At 60.5% G+C, this 22939-nt stretch carries 17 protein-coding genes and 2 pseudogenes; 14 read left to right on the top strand and 5 right to left on the bottom strand.

From position 1 onward, the window contains the following. Positions 1-126: 126 nt before the first annotated feature. From ACRWA7_RS22810 to ACRWA7_RS22770, 9 genes are all read left to right on the top strand, one after another. Positions 127-1788, top strand: a complete 1662-nt coding sequence (locus ACRWA7_RS22810) for a UbiD family decarboxylase (protein WP_060816655.1) — start codon at positions 127-129, stop codon at positions 1786-1788. A 58-nt stretch (positions 1789-1846) separates the two neighbouring features. Then, on the top strand, positions 1847-3205 hold the full coding sequence (locus ACRWA7_RS22805; RefSeq protein ID WP_438396250.1) for an MFS transporter: 1359 nt from the start codon (positions 1847-1849) through the stop codon (positions 3203-3205). 60 nt (positions 3206-3265) lie between these two features. Further along, a complete protein-coding gene (locus ACRWA7_RS22800) occupies positions 3266-4303 on the top strand; it encodes an XdhC family protein (RefSeq protein ID WP_438396249.1) in 1038 nt (345 codons plus the stop codon). Positions 4304-4859: 556 nt separating this feature from the next. Continuing rightward, entirely contained in the window at positions 4860-7301 is a 2442-nt protein-coding gene (locus tag ACRWA7_RS22795; protein ID WP_438396247.1) for an alkaline phosphatase family protein, read from the top strand. Between the two features lie 66 nt (positions 7302-7367). Beyond that, a complete protein-coding gene (locus ACRWA7_RS22790) occupies positions 7368-8738 on the top strand; it encodes a cytochrome-c peroxidase (RefSeq protein WP_438396245.1) in 1371 nt (456 codons plus the stop codon). A gap of 522 nt (positions 8739-9260) precedes the next feature. Further along, positions 9261-9629 carry an NUDIX hydrolase gene (locus ACRWA7_RS22785; RefSeq protein ID WP_438396242.1) on the top strand — a complete coding sequence of 123 codons (369 nt, stop codon included), beginning with the start codon at positions 9261-9263 and terminating at the stop codon, positions 9627-9629. Between the two features lie 259 nt (positions 9630-9888). Then, positions 9889-10707, top strand: a complete 819-nt coding sequence (locus ACRWA7_RS22780) for a MipA/OmpV family protein (protein ID WP_438396239.1) — start codon at positions 9889-9891, stop codon at positions 10705-10707. Between the two features lie 10 nt (positions 10708-10717). Then, positions 10718-11395 (top strand): response regulator transcription factor, encoded by a 678-nt coding sequence (locus tag ACRWA7_RS22775; RefSeq protein WP_438396237.1) that lies wholly within the window; start codon positions 10718-10720, stop codon positions 11393-11395. A 60-nt stretch (positions 11396-11455) separates the two neighbouring features. Further along, positions 11456-12826, top strand: coding sequence for a sensor histidine kinase (locus ACRWA7_RS22770; protein WP_438396236.1), 1371 nt, complete (start codon positions 11456-11458; stop codon positions 12824-12826). Positions 12827-12855: 29 nt separating this feature from the next. On the opposite strand, the gene ACRWA7_RS22765 is transcribed toward ACRWA7_RS22770, so the two are convergent. After that, a complete protein-coding gene (locus ACRWA7_RS22765; RefSeq protein WP_438396233.1) occupies positions 12856-13836 on the bottom strand; it encodes an aldo/keto reductase in 981 nt (326 codons plus the stop codon). A gap of 542 nt (positions 13837-14378) precedes the next feature. On the opposite strand from ACRWA7_RS22765, the gene ACRWA7_RS22760 reads away from it, so the two are divergent. Continuing rightward, a complete protein-coding gene (locus ACRWA7_RS22760; RefSeq protein ID WP_438396231.1) occupies positions 14379-16766 on the top strand; it encodes a phosphocholine-specific phospholipase C in 2388 nt (795 codons plus the stop codon). A 52-nt stretch (positions 16767-16818) separates the two neighbouring features. Here ACRWA7_RS22760 and ACRWA7_RS22755 read toward each other — a convergent pair. Continuing rightward, positions 16819-16929 (bottom strand): annotated as a pseudogene (locus tag ACRWA7_RS22755) (IS3 family transposase); the annotation flags it as partial. Here ACRWA7_RS22755 and ACRWA7_RS22750 point away from each other — a divergent pair. Continuing rightward, positions 16924-17202, top strand: a complete 279-nt coding sequence (locus ACRWA7_RS22750; RefSeq protein WP_438396753.1) for an aminopeptidase P family N-terminal domain-containing protein — start codon at positions 16924-16926, stop codon at positions 17200-17202. The pseudogene ACRWA7_RS22755 and the gene ACRWA7_RS22750 sit on opposite strands and share 6 nt — an antisense overlap. Positions 17203-17475: 273 nt before the next feature. On the opposite strand, the gene argC is transcribed toward ACRWA7_RS22750, so the two are convergent. Then, positions 17476-18405, bottom strand: a complete 930-nt coding sequence (gene argC / locus ACRWA7_RS22745) for an N-acetyl-gamma-glutamyl-phosphate reductase (protein WP_438396229.1) — start codon at positions 18403-18405, stop codon at positions 17476-17478. Between the two features lie 123 nt (positions 18406-18528). Between argC and ACRWA7_RS22740 the strand changes: the two genes are divergently transcribed. Beyond that, the gene (locus ACRWA7_RS22740; RefSeq protein ID WP_438396226.1) at positions 18529-19413 is read left to right on the top strand and encodes a LysR family transcriptional regulator; all 885 of its coding nucleotides are present in this window, start codon (positions 18529-18531) and stop codon (positions 19411-19413) included. Positions 19414-19459: 46 nt separating this feature from the next. Here the strand turns inward: ACRWA7_RS22740 and ACRWA7_RS22735 are convergent, their stop codons facing one another. Together ACRWA7_RS22735 and ACRWA7_RS22730 are read right to left on the bottom strand one after the other, a co-directional pair. Then, the gene (locus ACRWA7_RS22735) at positions 19460-20059 is read right to left on the bottom strand and encodes an NADPH-dependent F420 reductase (protein WP_438396225.1); all 600 of its coding nucleotides are present in this window, start codon (positions 20057-20059) and stop codon (positions 19460-19462) included. A 72-nt stretch (positions 20060-20131) separates the two neighbouring features. Continuing rightward, the gene (locus ACRWA7_RS22730) at positions 20132-20866 is read right to left on the bottom strand and encodes an SDR family NAD(P)-dependent oxidoreductase (protein WP_438396223.1); all 735 of its coding nucleotides are present in this window, start codon (positions 20864-20866) and stop codon (positions 20132-20134) included. A 107-nt stretch (positions 20867-20973) separates the two neighbouring features. On the opposite strand from ACRWA7_RS22730, the gene ACRWA7_RS22725 reads away from it, so the two are divergent. Both ACRWA7_RS22725 and ACRWA7_RS22720 read left to right on the top strand, forming a co-directional pair. Beyond that, entirely contained in the window at positions 20974-21996 is a 1023-nt protein-coding gene (locus ACRWA7_RS22725; RefSeq protein ID WP_438396220.1) for a LysR family transcriptional regulator, read from the top strand. Positions 21997-22135: 139 nt separating this feature from the next. Next, a pseudogene (locus ACRWA7_RS22720) lies at positions 22136-22724 on the top strand (CbtA family protein); the annotation flags it as partial. Positions 22725-22939: the final 215 nt, after the last annotated feature.

The raw sequence follows: 22939 nt of genomic DNA, 5'->3' as shown, positions 1-22939 counted from the left end.
CCGTAAACGCCGCCAAGCCGCCTTGGATGCAGCCGATAAAGCCGCATTGACACTCGTAATACTGCTATGCAATCATACAATAATACTTTGCTACCCATCCGCTGGGTCTCACGTTAAGGAGACAGAATGTCATCAACGCTTCACGATCTTCCGCGGCCGGAAACTGCCGATGGCGCTCCCCGCGATTTGCAGGAACATATCGCGCGGCTGGAGGCCCGGGGCCTGCTGATCCGCATCGACCGGCCGATCAACAAGGACACGGAACTGCATCCGCTCGCGCGCTGGCAGTTCCAGGGCGGACTGCATGAAGATCAGCGCCGCGCTTTCCTGTTCACCAACGTGGTCGACGGCGAAGGCAACACTTATGACATCCCGGTGTTGATCGGCGGCCTCGCGGCCTCGCCGGAGATCTATGCCACTGGCCTCGGATTGCCGGTCGACCAGATCGGCAAGGTCTGGATGGAGGCAATCGCCGAACCCGTCCCGCCAGTGATGGTGGAAAAAGCGCCGTGTCAGGAAGTGGTGATCAGCGGCGACGAGTTGAAGCACAAGGGTTTGTCGCGCCTGCCGGTGCCGGTTTCCACGCCCGGTTTCGACGCGGCGCCTTATCTCACCGCCACCCTGTGCGTAACGAAAGATCCTGAGAGCGGTGTCCAGAACATGGGGACTTACCGCGCCGCGCTGAAGTCGGAGGACCGGCTGGGCGTGCGCATGGCGAGTCGCCTGTCAGGCGCCGGGGGTTATCTCCACTGGGAAAAATACCGGGCGAAAGGTCAGCAGATGCCATGCGCCATCGTGCTGGGCTGCGCACCGGCCGTGCTCTTCACCGGGCCGCAGAAACTCCAGATCGATCAGGACGAGATGGCTGTCGCCGGCGGCCTGATGCGCGCGCCGGTCGAGGTGGTGCGCTGCAAGACCATCGACCTCCTGGTTCCCGCCGATGCCGAAATCGTGATCGAAGGCTTGATCGACACCGACGCGCTGGAACCCGAAGGCCCGTTCGGCGAAAGCCACGGCCATATCGCGCTCGAAGACTACAACATGTCCATGCACGTCACCGCGATCACGATGAAGAAGAAGCCCGTCTTCGTCTCGATCATTAGCCAGGTGACGCCCAGCGAAAGCTCCGTGTTGAAGAAGGTGGCTTATGAGCCGCTGTTTCTCGACCACCTGCAGAAGGTGATGGGCGTGCGCGGCGTCAAGCGCGTGGTGATGCATGAGCCGCTGACCAACCTGCGCAAGGTGATCTTCGTGCAGTTTGCGCGCGGCACGCCGCAGGCCGAGGTATGGCGCGGCATGCAGGGAGCGGCAACGCTGCAGGCACAGTGCGGCAAGCTGGTGATCGCCGTCTCGGAAGATATCAACCCGGAAAATGCCGACGCCGTGTTCTGGTCGCTCGCCTATCGCTCCGACTTCACGCACGACGTGCATGTGACGCCGTATCGGACGAGCGGGCATGGTCCCAAGTCAGGCCGCGCGCCGCTCGAAAGCACCTTGCTGATCGATGCCACGCTGAAGCACGACATGCCGCCGCTGGCCCTGCCGAAGGAGCAATACATGACTGCGGCACGCAAGATCTGGGAAGAACTGAACCTGCCGCAACTCGCGCCGCAGCCGCCGTGGCATGGCTATCACCTGGGCGACTGGGACAAGCGCTGGGACGAGTATGCCGACGCGGCGACCTCGGGCGGCTGGCGCGAGACGGGCGAGAGGACCTGGGCCAACCGGCGCGGCGGCGTAAAGCCGGAAACGCCCGTACGCGATGCTTCAGGCGGCCACAGCGAGTGAGCGCCAACGCGCCAGCCGAATGTGAACAACCCCAGGAGCCAAGGCATCCGGAGACACCATGACTCAAAACAATACCGTCGATATCGCCCAAGTCGTCGAAACGCAGGAGCGGAGCTGGTTCACCGTCACCCTCTTCGTTCTTTGCGCGCTCGTCATGCTGGCGGACGGCTTCGACAATCAGGCTTTGAATTACGCCGCCCCCGGCATCATCAAGGAATGGGGTATCAACCGGGCCTTGATGACGCCCGTGTTCAACATCAGTATCGTGGGCTGGATGGCGGGCTCGATCCTCTTCGCCATGCTGGCCGACCGCATTGGCCGGCGTCGCGCCATCCTGCTGGCCACCGCGCTGTTCGGCAGCTTCACGTTCGCCGTGCCCTTCGCCCATAACCTGGTCGAATTGTCGATCCTGCGCTTTTGCGCCGCGCTCGGCATAGGCGGCGGCATGCCGATGGCGGTCTCGCTGATCACCGACTATGCCCGCTCCGGCAAGCGCGGGCTGATCATCACCCTGCTCTATCTCGGCTACACCGCCGGCTCGTCCGGCGGCGGCCTTCTCGCGGCGGAGATCATCCCGGCGTATGGCTGGCGCTCGGTCTTTTATCTCGGTGGCGCTGGCGCCGTGGTGGCGGTCGTCATCCTGTTCGTCGGGCTGCCTGAATCCATCCGCTACCTGATCCTGCGCAATCCCACCAGCGACCGCATCCTGGCCTATGCGCGCAAGCTGAAACCCAGCGCGCAATTCGCGGACGACACGCGCTTCACGATCCAGGAGCAGGTCCGCACGGGTGTGCCGGTAAGGCATCTTTTCACCGAGGGCCGCTCGGCCATGACCGCCTTCCTGTGGCTCGGGCTTGGCCTTTCCTTCGTCACGCACTTCTTCCTCTCGCAATGGATGACGACGCTCCTGACCGACGAAATCGGCTTCGCCAACGCGGCCCGCAGCCAGGCGCTGTTCCAGCTTGGTGCCGGTTTCAGCTGGTTCTTCGGCTGGTTGATCGACAAGAAGGGTGTACGGGTCATGACGCTGACGATGATCCTCGGCGCCATTCCAGTGGCGGCCCTCGGGCTGGCCGTCGGCACGGGCGCCAGTCTCACCATGGCGCTCGCGCTGGTCTCGGGCCTGCTGGTCCTGGGCGGAAACATTGGCCTCAATGCCATTTCGAGCATGATCTACCCGACCTTCATCCGCTCGACCGCGACCGGCGCGTCCTTCGCTGTGGCGCGCATCGGCGCCATTGTCGGCCCGTTGCTCGCCGGTGTCCTGATCGCCATCGGAACACCGATTGGAACGATCTTTCTTCTCGGTGCGTTGCCGTTGCTGGCGGCCGGTGTGGCCTGCTTCATGCTCAACCGGACCATCACGCCGGAAGCCGCGCGGGAGATGGCCTTGCGCTCGGCACTGTCGCGGCATTGACGCTTTTCTTCCGGCACCAGAGTCAACAAGGTCGTAGTCATGTAACCACTCGGTATCTTCATGGATAGTGTCAATCTCGACGTGCTGAAGGCGAGCGTTCGCTGGATCGAAAGCGGCCACCGGGTATTGCTCGTCACGATAGTCAGGACGTGGGGCTCGTCGCCGCGACCGGAAGGCGCCATGCTTGCCATCTGCGAAGACGGCTCGGTGGCCGGCTCGGTATCCGGCGGCTGCATAGAGGACGACCTGATTGACCGCGTGCGCCGGCTCGGCATTGAGCAGACGCTTCCGGAAGCCGTGACGTACGGCATCTCCGCCGACGAGGCGCACCGCTTCGGATTGCCGTGCGGCGGCACGATCGAACTGGTGCTCGAACCACTGACCCGCGCGAGCGGTATCGATGCGTTGTGTCGCCGGGTTGCTGCCGGTGAACTCGTCGCGCGCTCGCTCGACATGAAGAGCGGCGTGGCGAGCTTCGCGCCGGCGCACTCGACTGACGGCGTCGCATTCGACGGCCATCGGCTCGTGACCATTCACGGTCCGCGTTACCGGATGCTTGTGATCGGCGCCGGACAGCTTTCGAACTATCTTTGCCAGATCGCGCTCGGGCTCGACTATCAGGTGACCGTCTGCGATCCGCGGGAGGAGTACACCGATTCCTGGCACGTTCCCGGCACGACGCTCGTGCGTACGATGCCGGACGACACCGTGCTCGACATGAAGCTCGACGAGCGCTGCGCGGTCATTGCACTGACGCACGACCCGAAGCTCGACGACCTCGCGTTGATGGAGGCGATCAAAACGCCCGCGTTCTATGTCGGGGCGCTGGGCTCGCGCCGGAACAATGCCGCACGACGCGAACGGCTGGAGACGTATTTCGATCTCGACAAAGATGAACTCAGCCGGTTGCGCGGCCCCGTGGGTATTTATATCGGCAGCCGTACGCCGCCTGAAATCGCGGTGTCGATACTCGCAGAGGTTACAGCCCTCAAGAACGGGGTGACATTGCCGGGAGAATTCCAGGTAGGAGGAGCCAAGGCCATGCTGGATATCGCGGCGGATGAACGGACGAGCTGCGGCGTGGCGGGGCCTCGATGACAATCACTTGTGTTCGATCAAAACCGTAGCCGCGACATGAACCGGACGAGCCTTTTCGCAAGACACCTGCCTCTTGCCAGCACTTAATGGCTTTTGTAGGACCGGACGGGAGTATTCATGCCCGCGACAGCCCCGCCATCGCACGGATGTCTTCCTTCGCCCTAATCGGAACCGATCGGCTGATCCATTCCGGATTCCACCGCACGACACAGCATTGTGCGTCTCTCGCCGTCGCAGGCTTTTCCGAAGCATCCGGCTTATGTTGACCTTCCATTAAAACGCGCCGGGTGCCTCACAAAATCGGTCTTTGCGGTCGCTCGCACCGAGCATGATCTAAGGGCCACGCGTGAGCCGCGGCTTTTTGCGGCGAAGCCAATGAAAAAGAAAACAGATCACAACACTGTCATGTGAGGTTGGGATTATCTCGGCGCCAACGGTGCTCGCCTGGACGAGCAGTCTTTCTGGATGGCAAGCAGATACAGCGACAGATAACCCACACGACCAAGCCATAATAATCATGAAAATGCGCGCCTCGACAATAGCCTGCCTTGGAGTCATGCTTTCGCTCGCTGCTTGCGGTGGGTCCGACAAAGATAGTCCGCAAACCGCCAGTATCAACGCCACGGGCGTCGCAGCCTCCGGCGAGCCAGTGGTCGGCGTGAGCGTCACGGTCACCGACAGCGCCGGGAACAGCACGCAATCGAGCGTCACCGACGCGACCGGCAAGTTCACCGTTTCAATGGCCGGCAAGCCACCATTCATTCTGACGGCGCCCTTCAACGACGTGGACGGCACGCCCGCCACACTGTCGGCAGTGATTAATCCCGCGGCTTCGTCATCGAGTACGCCGGTGTCGCTGGTCGCCAATCTGAATCCGCTCACGTCGCTGCTTACGCAACGCGTGCTGGGCATCGTGCCGAACGGCGCGCCTACCAGCGACCAAATCAAGGCGGCGAAGATTTCATCGAACAGCATCGCCCAGGCCGACGCGGATGTCGCGGGCGCACTGCAGCCGCTGTTCACCGCGTTAAACGTGCCGGCCGCTGCCGTCGCCGATCCGATCGGTACGCCCTATCTGGCGAATTCCACCAATCCTCTCGACAACCTGTTCGATATCGCGCACTTCACGGTGCATACCGGCACGGTCGCGGCCGGCACCGACGCAAGCCGCGCACAGATTTCGATTCCAGCCGCGGGCGCGGTATCCGGCGCGATGCCGGCTGCCGCTGCGAATTCGGCGCTTGCGTTGAGCAACGGCCCGACCACCACGCCGATCCAGCACCTGATCGTGGTCGTCGGCGAGAATCAGACTTTCGACGGCCTGTTTGGCGGCTATGTGGCCCCGGCCGGCCAGACGGTCAAGAACCTGCTGTCGCAAGGCATTATCAACGCCGACGGCTCGCCCGGCCCGAACTTTTCGCAGGCTGCGCAGACCCAGGGCGCGACGCAAACCGCCTTCACACTCAATCCGACCCGCACGACGGCTTTCCCGACGCTGCCGCAGCCGGAACAGATCGGCATCGAAAACCTGCAGACCTTCACGACAGGTGGCGGCACGCCCGATACGCGCTTCCCGGCCAACCTGCCGAACGGGCCATTTCAGATCTCCAAATATGTGCCGTATGCGCAGGAGATCACCTCCGTCGAGCCGTTGCTCACGCTGTTTTCGATGACAGGCGACCCGGTCCACCGATTCTTTCAGATGTGGCAGCAAACCGGCGGGGACAACAGCAAGCACGACATGTTCACATGGGTCGCGACCACTACCGGCCAGGGCGGCGATACAAGCGGAATTACGCCCCAGAATCCGTCGCAGGGCGGCGAGCTGATGGGCTTCATGAATATGTCGACGGGCGATGCGCCGTATTTCCAGTCGCTCGCGCAGACCTACGCGCTCAGCGATAACTACCATCAGTCGGTCATGGGCGGCACGGGCGCCAACTTCTTTTCGATTGCGACCGGCGACGAGCCGTTCTTCAACACTGCCGGCGCCGTCGCGACCCCGCCGGCGAACCAGATCGAAAATCCGAATCCGATGTCGCAGACGGCGAACTTCTATACGCAGGACGGCTACGAGGGCGGCTCCTACGTCAACTGTTCAGACGCGGCTCAACCGGGTGTCAGCCCAATACTGAGCTTTCTCGCGGCAAAACACGTCGCGAGTAACTGCGATGCGGGCAAGTACTATCTCGTGAACAACTACAACCCTGGCTTCGACGTAAACGGCAATGTCCAGCCGATCGGCCCGAACAACTTCAACTATCCGCCGCAGACCGTGCCTACTATCGCCGAGGCGCTGGCGGCGAAAGGCGTGTCGTGGAGCTGGTACACAGGTGGACGCGACACGGCGGACGTGACCGCCGAAACCCAGCTTCTGGAAGTGGCGGACCATTTGCCCGCGGCGGCCGCCGCCGCTGCCGCGCAAGCCGCACAGTACAACGTGATCGGCGATCCGCTCGTGGGATCCAGCAATGTGATGGGCAAGGCGTCGCTGAAAGCCAACCTGAGCGATCTGACGACGTTCAACAACGCCATCGCGAGCAACACATTGCCTGCAGTGTCGTTCGTGGTGCCGAAGAATCTGGACAGCGGTCACCCCGGCTATTCCGCGCCTGCCACCTACGAAGCGTTCCTGAAGAAGCTGGTGGCTAGCGTGCAAGCCAATCCGACGCTGTGGGCCCATACCGCAATCGTGATTACCACCGACGAAGGCGGCGGCCACTTCGACAGCGGCGCTATCCAGAACCTCGATTTCTTCGGCGACGGTCCACGGATTCCGATGCTGGTGGTTTCGCCGTATGCCCGCGCCGGAATGGTCGATCACACGTACTACGATCACGCGTCGGTGCTCAAGTTCATCGAGCGTAACTGGCGCATGCAGCCGCTGTCGGCACGTAGCCGCGATCGCCTGCCCAACCCGGTCACGTCAACGCAGAGTCCGTATCTGCCGGTCAACACGACGTCGATCGGCGATCTGACGGCGATGTTCAAGTTCTAAGCGTCTGCACGTCGAGGTGAATGGCGAAGCCGTTCGCTTCGCCATCTTCTTTTAGGTTGCGCAAGCGTGCTGAAGATTCGACATTGCCACAAACCTGCGACTCAACTGTCCATTGTGACGATAGCCGCATTTGCATTGAGCGTAGGCCTGGCGGCGATGGCTCAACCGCCGGCTGCAGGCGGCCCCGGAACAGGTAATGGTGCGGGCGTGCCTGCAGCGGCATCGACTGCCGCTATGCCGGCCGTCTCCAAGGTATCGGTTCAGAGGTGGGTTCGATATCCAGTGAGCGCGATTGAACTGAGCCCGAGTGCCAAACTCGGCAAGCAGATATTTTTCGATGCGTCGTTGTCCGCATCGGGAAAAATGTCGTGCGCGAGCTGCCATAGCCCGGAGCATGCATATGGTCCGCCTAACGGACTTGCCGTGCAGCTAGGCGGTCCCGACATGCGCCAGCCGGGAACCCGCTCGGTGCCGTCGCTGCGATACCTGAACTTCACGCCGCTGTTTAGCCGCCACTTCTACACGCCGGCCTCGGAAGATACCGAAGACGAAGGGCCGACGGGCGGCTTTATGCAGGACGGCTCCGCAGCCTCGCTGCATGAACAGGCGGCGCTTCCGCTGCTCAACTCCAACGAAATGGCCAATGCCGGCGCGGCTGCAGTCGTGGCGAAGGTGGAACACAGCGCTTATGCCGATACCTTCAAAAAAGTATTCGGCGCGCAGATTTTCTCTCAAACCGATCAGGCATTCGCGCACATCGGCGAAGCACTCGAAGCGTTTCAGATCGAAGACGTGAGTTTCCATCCCTATACGAGCAAATTCGACGCTGCGATGTCGGGTAATGCGGATTTTACGGCGCAGGAACTGCGCGGCTATGCGCTGTTTAACAACCCCGACAAGGGTAATTGCGCGAAATGCCATCTGGACATGCCGGGCCCCGGCGGTCGTCCGGCACAGTTCGCCGACTTTTCGTTCGCTGCGCTCGGCGTGCCGCGCAATCCCGCCATTCCGGCTAATCGCGATCCGAAATATTTCGACCTCGGGTTGTGCGGTCCCTATCGCCATGATCTGGCGAAAGAAACCGACTTCTGCGGTATGTTCAAATCACCGACGCTGCGCAACGCCGCGACCTGCTCGGTATTCTTCCACAACGGCCGGTTTCACAGCCTGGAACAGGTGATGCGCTTTTACGTCGAGCGCGACACCAATCCGCGCAAGTGGTATCCGAAGCTTGCCCACGGCAAGATCGAAAAATTCGACGATCTCCCGATCCGCTATCGCGAGAATATCGACGTGGCTGATGCTCCGCTGAACCGGAAGCCGGGCGACAAGCCCGCACTGAACGAGGCGGAGATTCGGGATGTCATCGCGTTTTTGCAGACGTTGAACGACGGCTATTCGGCCACGCCCGGCGGACCGAAAGTGCAAGCGCGTTAGAGGAGCCACTAGGCCCGCGCGAACCTGTCCCGAGTAACTCACTGATACCGCCGCGCGGGGTTGCAGTAATACGACGCAAAGCTGGCTGAATTCTTCAGCATCGCGATTCGTGGCCAGATCTCCCGCCCGCCGCACAGCCTCGGCGACAATGGGAGTCGCCAGTGATGAAAAGGTGCTTGCGATTGAACCCGTTCTTGATAGCGATGAAACAACTGGCTGCCGATCTTCCTAAAAGAGATTGATTGGCTGCGGCAACGGCCAGTCAGCATCCATGCCCACCATTCAAGCGTCGAGTCGGACAAGAAAACTTTCACCCGCGACATTACCCACAGCGATATTTTCCACTTCACAATCTCTGTGGCGATTTGATGAACGACTTCCAAATTGTCGCTTATGGACCGCTCCCATATCGAGACCTTGCCGGGAATCTACGGTTTTGTATTAGCATGTTCGCTTATATCAAGCGTCGCGCGACATGCCGACGCACCGAAGGCACCTGGAAGAGATAAGTGGGAGTTCAGTTTGAAGACACGCGCCACCGTTATCTGTCGCCGAGGTAAGCGAATTCTCCTGGTCGCACGTAGTCAGTCGAAGTGGGCTTTGCCGGGCGGGATCCTTAAGCGAGGAGAACATCTCCCGGACGCCGCACTTAGGGAACTCAAGGAAGAGACGCGGCTTTCCGGGAAGTCGGCCAGATATCTCTTCGACTTTCGTGGAAAGCAAAAGCACCATCACGTGTTCTCCTGCGAAATCTCGAATCGCGCCAAGGCTCGCCCGAGTAACGAGATATCCAAATGCCGTTGGGTCCACCTCGAAGACATCCCTCGCCTCTTGACCAGTGCGCCGACGACCGGCATCGTGAAGCTCATGGGTCAACGGCGTAAAAAGTAGCTGCGCCACGATCCGCGCGGTCGACAACTGCGCGCGCGAAAGCGTGACCTGCGTGTTGTAAGGAGCGGTGAATCCCGGACTACTATTCGACTCGGAAAAAGAAAAACGCCGTCCTGTCATCTGTTGTTTTTCCTCGTCGATTCAGGATCGTTTGCCTATCGACCTCTCTGCGGAAATTAGACCACTACAGTAAGTGACCAGTAAGTCAGTGGGTCTTAGAGTCGGGTCCGTTCGGACCCTTCCCTATCAAGGAACCACTGTGAGAAAGCTACTTTGCCGTGATCACCGCTTTTTGCTGGTCATTGCATCAGTGTTGGTATATTCCGCTGCCGCACGGGCAGAAGGTATCGTTACCGATCTGTCCGACTCGGACGACACAGGATTTACGGTGTTGAGCAACGCGACCAACGTTACGCACTGGGGACTCGGCGCGGGCGTAGGCTACCAACAGTCGCCTTACAAAAGCTACGGCCCGAGGTTTTCCCCTCTCCCGCTGTTTTACTTCGACGATAAATGGGTGCACGCCGCCGGCACCACCATCGACTTCAAGGTCGGCAAGTGGAGTAACGTGCTGTTCTCGCTGCGCGGCCGGTATGCTCTCGGCGACGGCTACAAGGGCTCCGACGCCTCGGCCCTCAACGGCATGCAAACCCGTAATGGCGCGTTCTGGTATGGTCCGGCGCTGTCGTGGCACACCGCGTATGGCACGCTCTCGGGCGAATTCCTTACCGGCGGAAACAAAGGGCAAAAAGCGAGCGTGGAATTCGGCAAGGCCTTCCAGTTCAAGAATGTTTCGATCTTGCCGCATGTGGGCGTCGACTGGCTGAGCCATAAATATGTCGACTATTATTACGGCGTAAGGCCCAACGAAGTACGGGCAGGCCGGGATCAGTACACCGGCCGCGCCGCTTACAACGTCTCCATAGGCACGAAATTCGACTATCAGGTCACGCGCCATCAACTCGCTACGCTCGATCTGGGCGTGTCGCACCTGGGCAGCGGCATTACAGACAGCCCGATCATCGGGAAGAAATTCGTTCCTGAAGTCAGGCTGGGTTATCTCTATCAATTCAAATGAGCAGCGCAGCATGTCGCGAGTCGCACTGATCGAAGACCACGCGCGTCTGGCGGAGATGGTCAGGCAAGCATTGTCCGGGGCGGGCGTGGAGACCGATATCTTCTGCAGGCTTTCCGAAGCGTCGTACGGCCTGAGCCACGCGGAGTATGTGGTGATGATCGTTGATCGCGGATTGCCCGATGGAGACGGGCTCGAGTTCCTGCGCAGCTTGCGGGCAACCGGAAACATGACACCGTGCCTGATGCTGACGGCGCGCGACGCGCTGCACGACCGGATCGACGGGCTTGAAACGGGCGCGGACGATTACGTCACCAAACCCTTCGCCATGAGCGAGCTGGTTGCCCGCGTGCGTACGCTGATGCGAAGACCCGCAGTTCTGACGAAACTCGTGCAGTGCTTCGCCGATATCTCACTCGATCCGCAACAACGCGCGATGCATTGCGGCGATCAGCTGGTCGTGCTCGCACTGGCGGAATCGCAGGTCATGTCCATGTTGTTGAAAGCCGAAGGGCAGACCGTCCGGCATTCAGCGCTGGAACACGCGGCCTGGGGACTAGCCGAAGCGGTGACGCCAAATGCGCTCGAGGTGACCATTCATCGCTTGCGCAAGAAAATGCTGACAATCGGCTCGACGACGCGGCTTGCCAATGTGCGGGGAGCGGGGTTCGGATTGCTGGCATCGGAGTAATGAGCGGCGCGCATGGACGCCGTCCGGCTGTCCTCATTAGCGAATATGGGAAGTAGCATCATGCTCAATTACTGGATCCGAAGTCTGTCGGCACGCTTGTGGATCACGAGCGTCGCGGCGCTGGCGGTCAGCCTGACGCTCATCGCCGGCTTGGCATTTTATGGGCTGACTCACATGCCGCCCGAGCACTTCCGTCACGCTGATGACATTCGCATTGCGCAACGTGTGGCGACGTCGATGGAATTTGACGCAAGCGGCCAGCCGGTATCGGTCAAGTTCAACGAGAAGACCGAATGGATGTTCGAAGCCGTACCGACCGAACTTCTGTATCGCGTACTCGATGAGTCCGGGAAAATTTTGCTGGCGTCGAAGGGCGTCACAAACGGTCCTGGTTGGGACACAACCGGTTTTACCAAACAGGTTGGCGTGCGCCACGCCGTGACGATCGGCAACAAACCGTTCGAGATGATCACGCTTAAGGTCCCTCACCAGCAGCACTGGCTGTATGTGCAAAGCGCGACGAGCGTTGCATTCAACCGCGCCGTACTCGGCGAGAAGATCGAACCGTTGCCGAAGATCGTGGCTATCACATTGTTGACCGCGACCATTGTTTTCAGCCTGACGCTGACCTTCACCGTGCGCCGCGTGCTCAAGCCGCTCAGGGATGCATCGAGCGCCGCTGCGTTGATCACGCCACGCAATCTCCGAACGCGTTTATCCGTGAAAAGCGTGCCCAGCGAACTCAAGCCGCTTCTCACCGCTTTCAACGACGCGCTGTCTCGCCTCGAAAACGGCTTCGCGGTACAGCAGCAGTTTCTTGCATCCGCCGCGCATGAATTGCAGACACCGCTGACCTTGATACGAGGGCAGATAGAAATGCAGCCGGAGATCCGGAACAAGGACCTGTTGTATCGCGAAATCGATTTGATGGCGCGCCAGGTTCGGCAGTTGTTGCATCTCGCCGAAGTAAGCGAATCGCAGAACTTCAACTTCGGCGAGGTTGATCGCGTCGATGTAGCGCAAGACGTCGTGGGTTATCTCGCACGCAAGGCCGATCAAAAGCGCGTGACGCTGCATGTGGACACGCGGAGCGCGCAGCCCGCGATGAATGCGGATCGCAGCGCGCTTTTCATCCTGCTCAAGAACATCGTAGAAAACGCGATCAACGCTACGCCGTCGCACGGGATGGTGGTCGTTTCAGTGGACGGCGACTCGATCCGCGTCTCGGACGAAGGTCCCGGCATCAACCCGGATCATTTGCCGCGCCTTTTCGACCGGTTCTGGCGCGCTCCCGATTCGCTTCACGATGGTGCCGGCCTGGGTCTCGCTATTTGCAGGGAGATAGCCATCGCACACGACTGGCGGCTCTCCGTCAGGCCGGCGCCATCGGGCACCCAGTTCGTGGTGTCGTTCGCAAACTATTCCCCTTAATGTCAGTCCGATCGGACGATGTGGTCTCCTTATTTAAAGCCCATTACCGCATGAGGAACGTATCGTTCTTCGAGCAAGTGGATCTCGTCCATTGTCAGCTTGAGCGAGAGGGCATCGACCGCATCGTTCAGGTGATGCAGCTTGGTCGCGCCGACGATTGGCGCCGTCACCGGCCTTTTCTGCAGAACCCACGCAAGCGCAACCTGGGCCCGAGGCACGCCCCGCTTCGTCGCAATCTCGCTCACCCGTTCGACGACCTGACGGTCTGCCTCTTCGGTAGTCGCGTACAGTGTGCGGCCGAACTCGTCAGTCTCCGAGCGCGCGCTGCTGCTGTCCCAATCACGAGTCAACCGCCCCCGCGCGAGCGGGCTCCACGGTATCACCCCGATGCCTTCGCTTTCGCACAGCGGCAACATCTCGCGTTCTTCTTCGCGATACAGCAGGTTCACATAGTTCTGCATCGTCACAAAGCGCGTCCAGCCATGTCGTTCGGAGACATGCAGTGCTTTGGCAAATTGCCACGCATACATTGTCGATGCGCCGATATAACGTGCTTTGCCAGCTTTGACGACATCGTGCAATGCTTCCATTGTTTCTTCGATTGGCGTCGTGTCATCCCAGCGGTGGATCTGATACAGGTCGACGTAGTCGGTGCCGAGGCGCCTCAGGCTCGCATCAACTTCCGCCATGATGGCCTTGCGCGATAACCCCGCCCCGTTCGGCCCCGGACGCATCCGGCTGTGTACTTTAGTGGCGATGACGATCTCGTCCCGGCTCGCAAACTCCTTTAGCGCGCGTCCAACGATCTCTTCGCTAGTACCGTCTGAATAGACGTTGGCCGTATCGAAGAAATTGATACCGAGATCAAGCGCCTGTTTGATAAAGGGGCGTGCGGCGTCGTTGTCCAGCGACCATGGGTGCGGGCCACGGTCTGGCACGCCGTAGCTCATACATCCAAGGCATATACGTGATACATCGAGACCTGTGCGGCCAAGTTTCACATATTCCATCGTGCAACTCCTGTTGAAAGTGCAGAACGAATCTGGCAAACATGCAGGTTACTTCTGCCTTTGGCGAGACAAATGAAGGATGCCGGACGAAGCGTCATTCTTTACTTTGGCATTCCCTCCGGTGACGCGTAAATACTAACAGGCGTCATCAAAATTCGTCGGCAGCACGCCGGACATCGAAACAAGCGAGCAAACAATTTGGCCTTAAGCAAGGATGCCGACTTTTGCGCCCGACTGTCTTCGACTAGAAGAACTATTTCAGCGCCGACACCATACCGTCATTCTCGCTGCTTATATTCCACAGTCGTCTGAACCTGACAATCACCGCACTACAGGTTACAGACGTGCAACAAGACATCCTTGGGCTTCTACGAGTGGGGTCTCGGCAAGCGGCTTTTCTATCTGGCGACTTCGAGCATGGCGCGCGACCGGTGCAATCAGATCGATCGTGACAAGCCGTGCCAGTTCGCGGGGCGGATCGGCTGCGGTGAACGCTACCGAAGGTTTCTACGATCAGCTAGAAAAAAAGGAGCACCCGCACTGTGAACTCCCGCCGCAAATTTCTCCAAAGTACTGCCACTGCCGGACTTTCGGCTGCGGCGCTCAGCGTATTTCCACCCAGCATTCGTCGCGCGCTCGCGATCCCCGCGCATCACGAGACTGGCACGATCAAGGACGTCAAGCACGTCGTTATCCTGATGATGGAAAACCGCGCGTTCGATCACTACTTCGGCACCTATAAGGGTGTGCGCGGCTACGGCGATCGCTTCACCATCCCGCTGCCGAACGGCCGTAACGTGTGGCAGCAAATCGATGCCAACGGCAATGTGGACCTGCCATACCATCTGGATGAGACCAGGGGCAACGCACAACGTGTGACCGGCACGCCGCATAGCTGGGTCGACACGCAAAACGCGTGGGATGGCGGCCGCATGGCCGCATGGCCCGTGTCCAAGCAAAACCAGACGATGGGATATTTCGACAAGGCTGAAATCCCGTTTCAGCGGGCACTGGCTGAAGCGTTCACCGTCTGTGACGATTACCACTGCGCGTTTTTGGGCGGCACGCACCCGAATCGCATCATCCACGCCACCGGCACGAATGGTCCGGCATATGGCAAGACCTTCGTCAACAACTTCAGCGGCGATTTCGACGTCACTACGTCCGCGTCCGCCTACTTCGACTGGAAGACTACCGCCGAGCGCCTGGAAGAGGCCGGCGTAACCTGGAAGGTGTATCAGAACATCAAGAACACCTACGGCTGCAATCCGTTGCTCGGTTTCAGGCAGTATCGCCGGGCCAACGAGGCGCTGCCGTCAGCGCGCCAGGTCAATGCATCGTTGAGCCAGGCTGCCGAGCCGGCCTTCAACCCGGCCGATGCCGTGGCCCAGCCGCTGATCAAGGGTTACGCGAACACGCTGCCAACCACCGACGCCGACCCGAACACCAACGGCACCTTCGTCGAAGCTTTCGCCGATGATGTGAGAAATGGCCGTCTGCCGGAAGTCTCGTGGGTTGTTCCAACCGACGTCTACTCGGAGCATCCCGGGCCCTCGAGCCCGGTACAGGGCGCGTGGTTCGTGCAGCAATTCCTGGATGCGCTGACGGCCGTGCCAGAGGTTTGGAGCAAGACGTTGCTGCTCGTCAACTTCGACGAGAACGACGGCTTTTTCGATCACGTGCCCCCGGCCGCTGTCCCGTCACCGAATGGAGATGGCACCTATGCAGGCAAGACCACGCTGAACACTGCCGACCTGAGCGCCGAGTACTTCACCCATCCGTATGTCACCCGCGCCGACACCGGCGCTGCGCCCGGCAGTCAGCCGCCCGGGCCAGACGGCAAGCCATACGGCCCAGGTCCGCGCGTGCCGCTGTGGGTGATATCGCCGTGGAGCCGTGGCGGCTGGGTCAACTCGCAGACCTTCGATCACACTTCGGTGCTGCGCTTTCTCGAAGCCCGCTTCGGCATCACGGAAACCAACATCTCGCCGTATCGTCGGCTGATCAACGGCGACCTGACCTCGGCCCTCAACTTCGCGACACCCAACAACGAGCCGCTTCCGACTATCGCCGGCGAAAAGAGCAAGGCCGACGCCGATGCGCTGCGCGCCACGCAGCAGGCGCTGGGCCAGATCGTGCCGGACGCCAACCGCGGCATGCCTGTGCAAGCGAGCGGCTTCCGTCCATCGCGGGCGCTGCCCTACGAGCTGCATTCCAGCGCGCACGTGGACGCAAACGCCGGCACCGTCAAGCTGCTGTTCGCCAATACGGGGCGCCAGGGTGCAGTGTTCCATGTATATGACAAATTGCATCTGGACCGCCTGCCGAAGCGTTACGCGGTCGAGCCGGGCAAGACGCTGGACGACATATGGACGCCGACCTCAACGGACCTCGGCAAATACGATCTCTGGGTGCTCGGCCCGAACGGCTACCATCGCGAATTCAAGGGCGACCTCACCGCGCTGAAAGGCCGCCGGGCCGCCAATCTGGAGATTCGCGTGGGTTACGGCACGCTGACCGGCAGCCTTCACCTGCAACTGCGCAATGACGGCGCCGGGCCCGCACAGTTCACCGTCAAGTCCAACAAAGTCTACGGTGCGCTGGAGGTGATTCCTGGTTTGCCGACTCCTGGCTTTGGCCGGGATCTGCTGGGCTTCGGTGGCTTCCCAGTGGCGGGCTTTGGCGCATGGCCGGCTCCAGCGCCGTTCGGTCGGGAAGAACGTTTCGACCCAGGCCACACGTGGACAATCGGTGCCAACGGCCAGCTCCCGGTCGCGCTCTTCTGGAACCTCGCCAAGACAGGCTTTTGGTATGACTTCGAGATCACCAGCAGCACGGATCGCAGCTTCTTGCGCCGCATCGCCGGGCGTATTGAAACTGGCCGTCACTCGGTCACCGACCCTGCAATGGGGATGACCGACATTTTCTGATCGAAAGTGAGGCACTGAGCAATTGGGGATGCGGCGAAATTCTTGGACTGGTTCATGCTGCAAGCCCGAAACTTTCCCGGTATTCAAGCGGGCTGAGTGAACCGGGGGAGACCTTAATCCGCTTCTCGTTATATCAGCGGATGTACGCGTCGACTAGCTGGACGGTCTGGTTATTACCGCGTCGCCAAACTATCGCTACTTCACGGGCTACGACACGCAGTTCTGGGAAAGACCGGCACGCCCCTGGTTCCTTGTCATTCCCGCGAGAGGCGAGACGATTGCGGTCGTCCCCGAAATTGGCGAGCCCGTTGTAGCAACGTACGCGGTCGGCAGCATTCGGACCTGGCCCGCACCGCGTCCTCAAGACGAAGGGGTTTCGCTCCTGTCTTCGACGTTGAGCGAACTGCCGCGACGTTTTGGCCGTATCGGCTTTTAACTCGGTCGTGAATCCGTCCTGCGGATGCCTGTGAACGACTTCCTTCAGGTCCAGAGGAATCTGGGTTCCATTCAACTCGTGGATGGCTCCCCGTGTATCTGGGAAACGCGGAACATCAAGTCGCAAGCGGAAATTGAAATGATCCGGAACTCCGGCCAGATCGTCAGCCGTCAAGGGTGGCACGCCACTACCAGACGTTAGAAGGTCATGACCAGATTGGCGACAATCGCTGGCATGTAGGTGCAGCCGACCGTTATCTCAAGCAATCGCTCGCTATTGCCGCGTGAGCATAAGGTTCAGGTTCTGAACCGCAGCGCCGGATGCACCTTTGCCGAGATTGTCGAAAACCGCGGCCAGCAGGACATGCCCGTGTTCCTCATTGGGCAATACGCTCAAGCGCATGTCGTTCGTGCCGTTCAGCGCCTGCGGATCAAGGTGCGTCAAGACACTCGCTTCATGAGGCGGCAAGACACGCACATGCACCGCATCCGCATAGTGGAGTGCGAGGCATGCGTGTAACGTGGCGCCGTCCACATCGGGTGCAAGCAGCCGCAACTGCAGCGGCACCGTCAGCACAATGCCCTGACGAAACGCACCATATGCAGGCACGAAGATGGGCCGCTGCGCGAGTCCGGCGTGCGTCTGAATTTCCGGAACGTGCTTGTGCGCGAGTTCCAGACCATATACCTGGAATGAAGGCGCGTTGAGTGCATCTTGCCGCTCGTGTTCCTCCACGCCGGCACGACCGCGTCCGGAGTAGCCGGACACCGCATGGATTCCGATGGGGTAGTTGCTCGGTATGAGCCCAGCCTGCAACAGGGGACGCAGCAAGCCAATTGCCCCCGTCGGATAGCAGCCGGGATTGGTGACCCGACGGGCGCTTGCGATGCGCTCAGCTTGTCCCGGCGTCATTTCCGGAAAACCGTACGTCCAGCCCGGCTGAGTGCGATGGGCCGAACTGGCGTCGATGACTCTGACGGCAGGATTGACGATGGCGTCCACTGCCTCGCGTGCGGCCGCATCAGGCAAACATAGAATGGCGATGTCGCAGGCGTTGATGGCGTCCGCGCGGCGGCGCGCATCCTTGCGTTCTGCGGCAGCCAGCGTGAAGAGCTTGATATCGGTCCGATTGCGCAGCCGTTCGTGGATTTGCAGTCCGGTGGTGCCTTGGTCACCATCGATGAAAACAATGGGAGCGCTCATACGCGGAATCCTCCGAGTGGTTGTAACGGGCAGAACGAGCGTCCATGTTCGCTGAACCGCTAGAATAGAGAAAGTTAAATTTCATGACCTAAACATTCAGTTTTTCTGAATCTGGACGCCGATATGCGAGAGATCAGCCTGGACCGCTTGCGCACTCTCATTGCGATTACCGAACGTGGCTCATTTGCCGATGCAGCGCGTGCGCTGAATCTGGCGCCTCCGACAGTCAGCCTCCATATCGCTGAACTCGAAGAGCGCATTGGGGCACCACTCCTGTCACGCAAGCGCGGGCAGGTAAGGCCGTCGGCAATAGGAGAGGTGCTAGTGGAGCGCGCGCGTCGACTGCTGGCCGATGCGGAGCAGGCGTTGGACGATATTCAACGCCAGGTGCAGGGGCTCGAAGGTCGCGTGCGGCTCAGTGCATCGACCGGCGTGATTGCGTACTTGTTGCCGCAAGCGCTCGAGGTGCTGCGCCGGCACCACCCCGCAATCGATATTCAGCTTGCGGTGCTCACGTCGCATGAAACGCTGGTCCGATTGGCGGATGGGACGCTGGATGTCGGGCTGGTCGCGCTGCCTCAGTCCCCAGTGGCTGGACTCGCGATAAAGCCTTGGCGCCGCGACCCCGTGATGGCCTTCGTGCCGGCGCATTGGCGATGCCCCGCCCGTGTAACGCCTGATTGGCTCGCTGCTCGGCCTCTCATTCTCAATGACGCGACTACGCGTCTCTCGCGCCTGACCGCGGAGTGGTTTGCGGCCGCGGGACATCATCCTGCGCCGCGCATTCAGCTCAACTACAACGACGCGGTCAAGAGCCTGGTAGCGGCAGGTTACGGCGCGGCGCTTTTGCCCCATGAAGCCACAACGCCATTACCCGACAGGCGCGTCGTCATGCGTGCGTTGCGCCCGGCGTTGTGGCGTCGACTAGGCATTGCACACCGCGCGGGGCATGTCGAGCGCACCACTCAACACGTACTCGATGTCTTGTGGGATCTGCGATTAGCGTAGGCGTTCCACGAGGCATGATCGCATCAGGATTCGCGATCACGATTCATCAGTCGAACTTGACCAGGTCCTTGAAGATCAGTTGACCCCAGCTATTTCCGCGCGCCTGCACAAGCAGGCCGCCTTCGGAAAGCCCGCCGAGTTTGATCGGCGAGAAACCTAGATTTTCCGCAAGCGCACCAATCTCCCCGGCGGCGCCGTCATCGTCGCTCGCCAGGAACACGACTCTCCTGCCACCACGTACGGCCGGATCTTGCTCAAGGACGGCAGCGCCCAAATGGTTGAAGCCCTTGACCAGTCTTGCACCGGTGAAGGCCTGCGCGACGGCCTTGGAAGACGGCTGTCCTCCCAGTTCCCCAGGGGACACGCCATAGGCATTCGTCACATCGATGATGGTCTTGCCCTTCCAGGTGGGCAGCGCCTTCGCGACATCCTGGTGTGACTCGAAACGGACAGCCAAAAATACGATGTCCGCCTTGAGCGCTTCCGCTAGTTTTTTGGGAATGATCCCAGGTCCGATCGCGGCCGCGGCGGATGCAAAACTTTCCGGTTCGCGAGTGGTTGCAACGGATACTTCAATGCCGCTTCGGACAAACGCCTTGGCAAGAGCCTGACCGATCTTGCCGAACCCAATAATTGCATAGCTCATATATTTTCCTTTGAGTTACCACGCGCTACGGGCTCCGACTATCGAATGGAGTGACCGGCCGGGCGTAGCATGTCAGAGTTGCGCCAGGCCACCGTCGACGGCGACCTCGCTGGCCGTCATGAAGCTGCTGTCCGGCGACGCGAGAAAGGCCGCCGCCGCCGCGATCTCCGCCGGATCGGCCATGCGCTGAAGCGGAGTCATCGAGGCGAAGACCTTCTGGCCCTCCTCGCCTAGCGCTTCCTTTGCGAGTTCGGTCGCTGTTGCCCCAGGCGACAGCACATTGACCCGGATGCCGGTGCCCTTCAGGTCTTCCGCCCAGGTCCGCGCAAGGTTGCGCACTGCCGCCTTGCTCGCGCTGTAGGCACTCATTCCCGGGGCGCCGGTAGTGCCAGCACTCGATCCGGTCAGAATGATTGAACCGCCTTCGCCCATCAGCGGCAGCGCCTTCTGGACCGTGAAGATCGCGCCCTTCACGTTGGTGTCGAAGGTTTCGTCAATGTGCCCGGCGGTGATCTTGCCGAGCGGAAGCGGGCTTCCGGCCCCGGCATTCGCGAAGACGATATCGAGGGTGCCGCGCTCGGCCTTCACCGCCGCGTAGAGCCGGTCGAGGTCGGCGAGATCCGAGACCGAGCCCTTCACCGCGCGGGCATTGGGGCCGAGGTCGGTCAAGGCGGCGTCGAGTGCTTCCTGCCGGCGGCCGAAGATGAAGACGAAGGCGCCCTCCTCGATGAAGCGCTTTGCCGCGGCGCGGCCAATGCCGGTAGCGCCGCCGGTGATCACAGCGGTCTTGCCATTCAGTCTGTTCATATCGTGCGTCCTTCGAATCAAAAAGCGGGAAACACGATTTTGAGACACTTGATTCATGAAGCCAACTGACTGAATATCTATAAATCCCATCTACTTTTTAGATACCTATGCTCGACAACGTCACGATCAATCAACTTCGGGCCTTCGTTGCCGTGTGTGACCAAGGAAGCTTTTCCGGGGCTGCACGGGAGCTGAGGCGTGCACAGTCGGCGATCAGTCACGCGATCAACGCGCTCGAAAGTGCCTTTGACGTGCTGCTGTTCGAACGTAACACCCGCAAAGCGACGCTTACGGCCGCGGGCCGCAGCCTCTTGCCTGATGCTCGCGGGGTGATTTCACGCACCGAGGAAATGAAGATGCGCGCGGTTTCGATTGCTGAAGCCGGGGTCCCACAGGTCTCGATTGCCGTGGATACCTATTTCCCGCGTGCGCACCTGATCGACTGCCTGCGCACCCTGCAGGCGGACTTTCCAACGGTTGCAATCAATCTGCGCATGACGACCATGCAGGGCGGCGAGCGTTTGGTTCTTGAAGGCACATGCGCGTTGGCGGTGACGATCACGGACGTGCCGGAGCTGAGCCCGAATACCATAGAAAGGCAGCATTTAAGCGAAGCGAACATGGTGACGGTCTGTGCGCCATCGCATCCGCTGGCCGCAATCGCGGCGCCGATCCCGCGGGAGGAATTTGCCCGGCACATCCAGCTTGTCGTAACCGATAATCAGCCCAATGCGGAAAAGACGCAACAGGGAGTCGCCAGCGAACGCCAGTGGTGGGTGAATGACCTCGGCGCAAAGCACGATCTGCTGAGAGGAAGCTTGTGCTGGGGGCACATGCCGCATCATATGGTTGCCGAAGACCTGGTGAGTGGAGCACTTGTCGAACTCACACGGCGCGCATGGCACATGCGCGCCCTCACTTTCATGGTCTCGCAGCGGCGCGGGTACGCGTTTTCCGAATGCGAGACACGGCTGGTCGAGCTCCTTGGTAATCCTGAACACTTGCCAAAAAATGTTAGCCAACGCTCCCTCGCGCGCAAAGGCGAAGGCAAAAAAGGCCCGAAAGCCGCTGCGCTTGAGCAACAGTCAGTCCGGTCCGCCGCTCTTCCACGGATGTCCGTAAAACGGTAACTGCAAGCACATCGCATTACCCATAAACCGCCTTAAGATCAGCGATCCATTGGACGATTACAGGGGAGGTCGAATAGCCCGGAACACCCATGTGGCTGAACGCAGCAGACTCCTTTTCAACATTAAAGCGGAGTCCGCCATGGTCGGTAAACTATTGGTGCGGGGCATGCTGGCGGGGCTGGTCGCGGGCTTGGTCATGTTCGGGTTTGCGAAGGTCGTGGGCGAGCCGCAAGTAGACCGCGCAATTGCATTCGAACAACAGGCCGATGCCGCGAAAGGGGAAGCCCCCGGAACCGGAAATCGTAAGCCGCCACACGCAGGCCGGCGCGGGTCTGCTGACCGGTGCGATCGTCTATGGGACAGCGGTTGGCGGCCTCTTCTCGCTGGTGTTCGCCTTTGCGAATGGCCGTGCCGGCAAGATACCTGCGCGAGAGTTGTCGGTATGGCTCGCCGCGGCGGCGTTTGTCGCGCTGGTGTTGGTCCCCGCGCTCAAATATCCGGCGAACCCTCCGTCTGTTGGCGATCCCGAGACTATTGGCTATCGGACGGCGCTCTATTTCCTGATGATCGCGATTTCCATCTCGGCCATGGTGTTCTCGATCAGGATTCGTGGCGCACGGGTCGCGCAGTGGGGCGCGTGGAACGCGTCCGTGTTGAGCGCAGGTGTGTTCGTGGCCATCATTGCGGCCGTGATGGCGGGCTTGCCGGCCATCGACGAAGTGCCGAAAACCTTCCCCGCTGCGCTCCTGTGGAATTTTCGCGTGGCTTCGCTCGGCATGCAGCTCATTGAAGGACGACCGCATCTACACGACAGCGGGCGTAACCGCGGGTATAGACCTGGCGTTGGTGATGATCGAAGAGGACTTTGGCAAGAAAATGTCGGTCGATGTCGCCAAATATCTGATCGTCTATGTCCGGCGCGCCGGTGGACAATCGCAATTTA

Source organism: Caballeronia sp. DA-9 (assembly GCF_051615025.1).
GTDB lineage: Bacteria > Pseudomonadota > Gammaproteobacteria > Burkholderiales > Burkholderiaceae > Caballeronia > Caballeronia sordidicola.
Note: the sequence above shows the minus strand (reverse complement) of the source record. Positions and strands in the feature narration are given on the sequence as shown.

Bases quoted from the DNA above. Each gene is read 5' to 3' on its own strand.
- ACRWA7_RS22805 (WP_438396250.1), top strand. From the start codon at position 1,847: ATGACTCAAAACAATACCGTCGATATCGCCCAAGTCGTCGAAACGCAG.
- ACRWA7_RS22740 (WP_438396226.1), top strand. From the start codon at position 18,529: ATGCGAGAGATCAGCCTGGACCGCTTGCGCACTCTCATTGCGATTACC.
- ACRWA7_RS22775 (WP_438396237.1), top strand. From the start codon at position 10,718: ATGTCGCGAGTCGCACTGATCGAAGACCACGCGCGTCTGGCGGAGATG.
- ACRWA7_RS22765 (WP_438396233.1), bottom strand. From the start codon at position 13,836: ATGGAATATGTGAAACTTGGCCGCACAGGTCTCGATGTATCACGTATA.
- argC (WP_438396229.1), bottom strand. From the start codon at position 18,405: ATGAGCGCTCCCATTGTTTTCATCGATGGTGACCAAGGCACCACCGGA.
- ACRWA7_RS22800 (WP_438396249.1), top strand. From the start codon at position 3,266: ATGGATAGTGTCAATCTCGACGTGCTGAAGGCGAGCGTTCGCTGGATC.
- ACRWA7_RS22810 (WP_060816655.1), top strand. From the start codon at position 127: ATGTCATCAACGCTTCACGATCTTCCGCGGCCGGAAACTGCCGATGGC.
- ACRWA7_RS22735 (WP_438396225.1), bottom strand. From the start codon at position 20,059: ATGAGCTATGCAATTATTGGGTTCGGCAAGATCGGTCAGGCTCTTGCC.
- ACRWA7_RS22770 (WP_438396236.1), top strand. From the start codon at position 11,456: ATGCTCAATTACTGGATCCGAAGTCTGTCGGCACGCTTGTGGATCACG.
- ACRWA7_RS22725 (WP_438396220.1), top strand. From the start codon at position 20,974: ATGCTCGACAACGTCACGATCAATCAACTTCGGGCCTTCGTTGCCGTG.
- ACRWA7_RS22795 (WP_438396247.1), top strand. From the start codon at position 4,860: ATGCTTTCGCTCGCTGCTTGCGGTGGGTCCGACAAAGATAGTCCGCAA.
- ACRWA7_RS22730 (WP_438396223.1), bottom strand. From the start codon at position 20,866: ATGAACAGACTGAATGGCAAGACCGCTGTGATCACCGGCGGCGCTACC.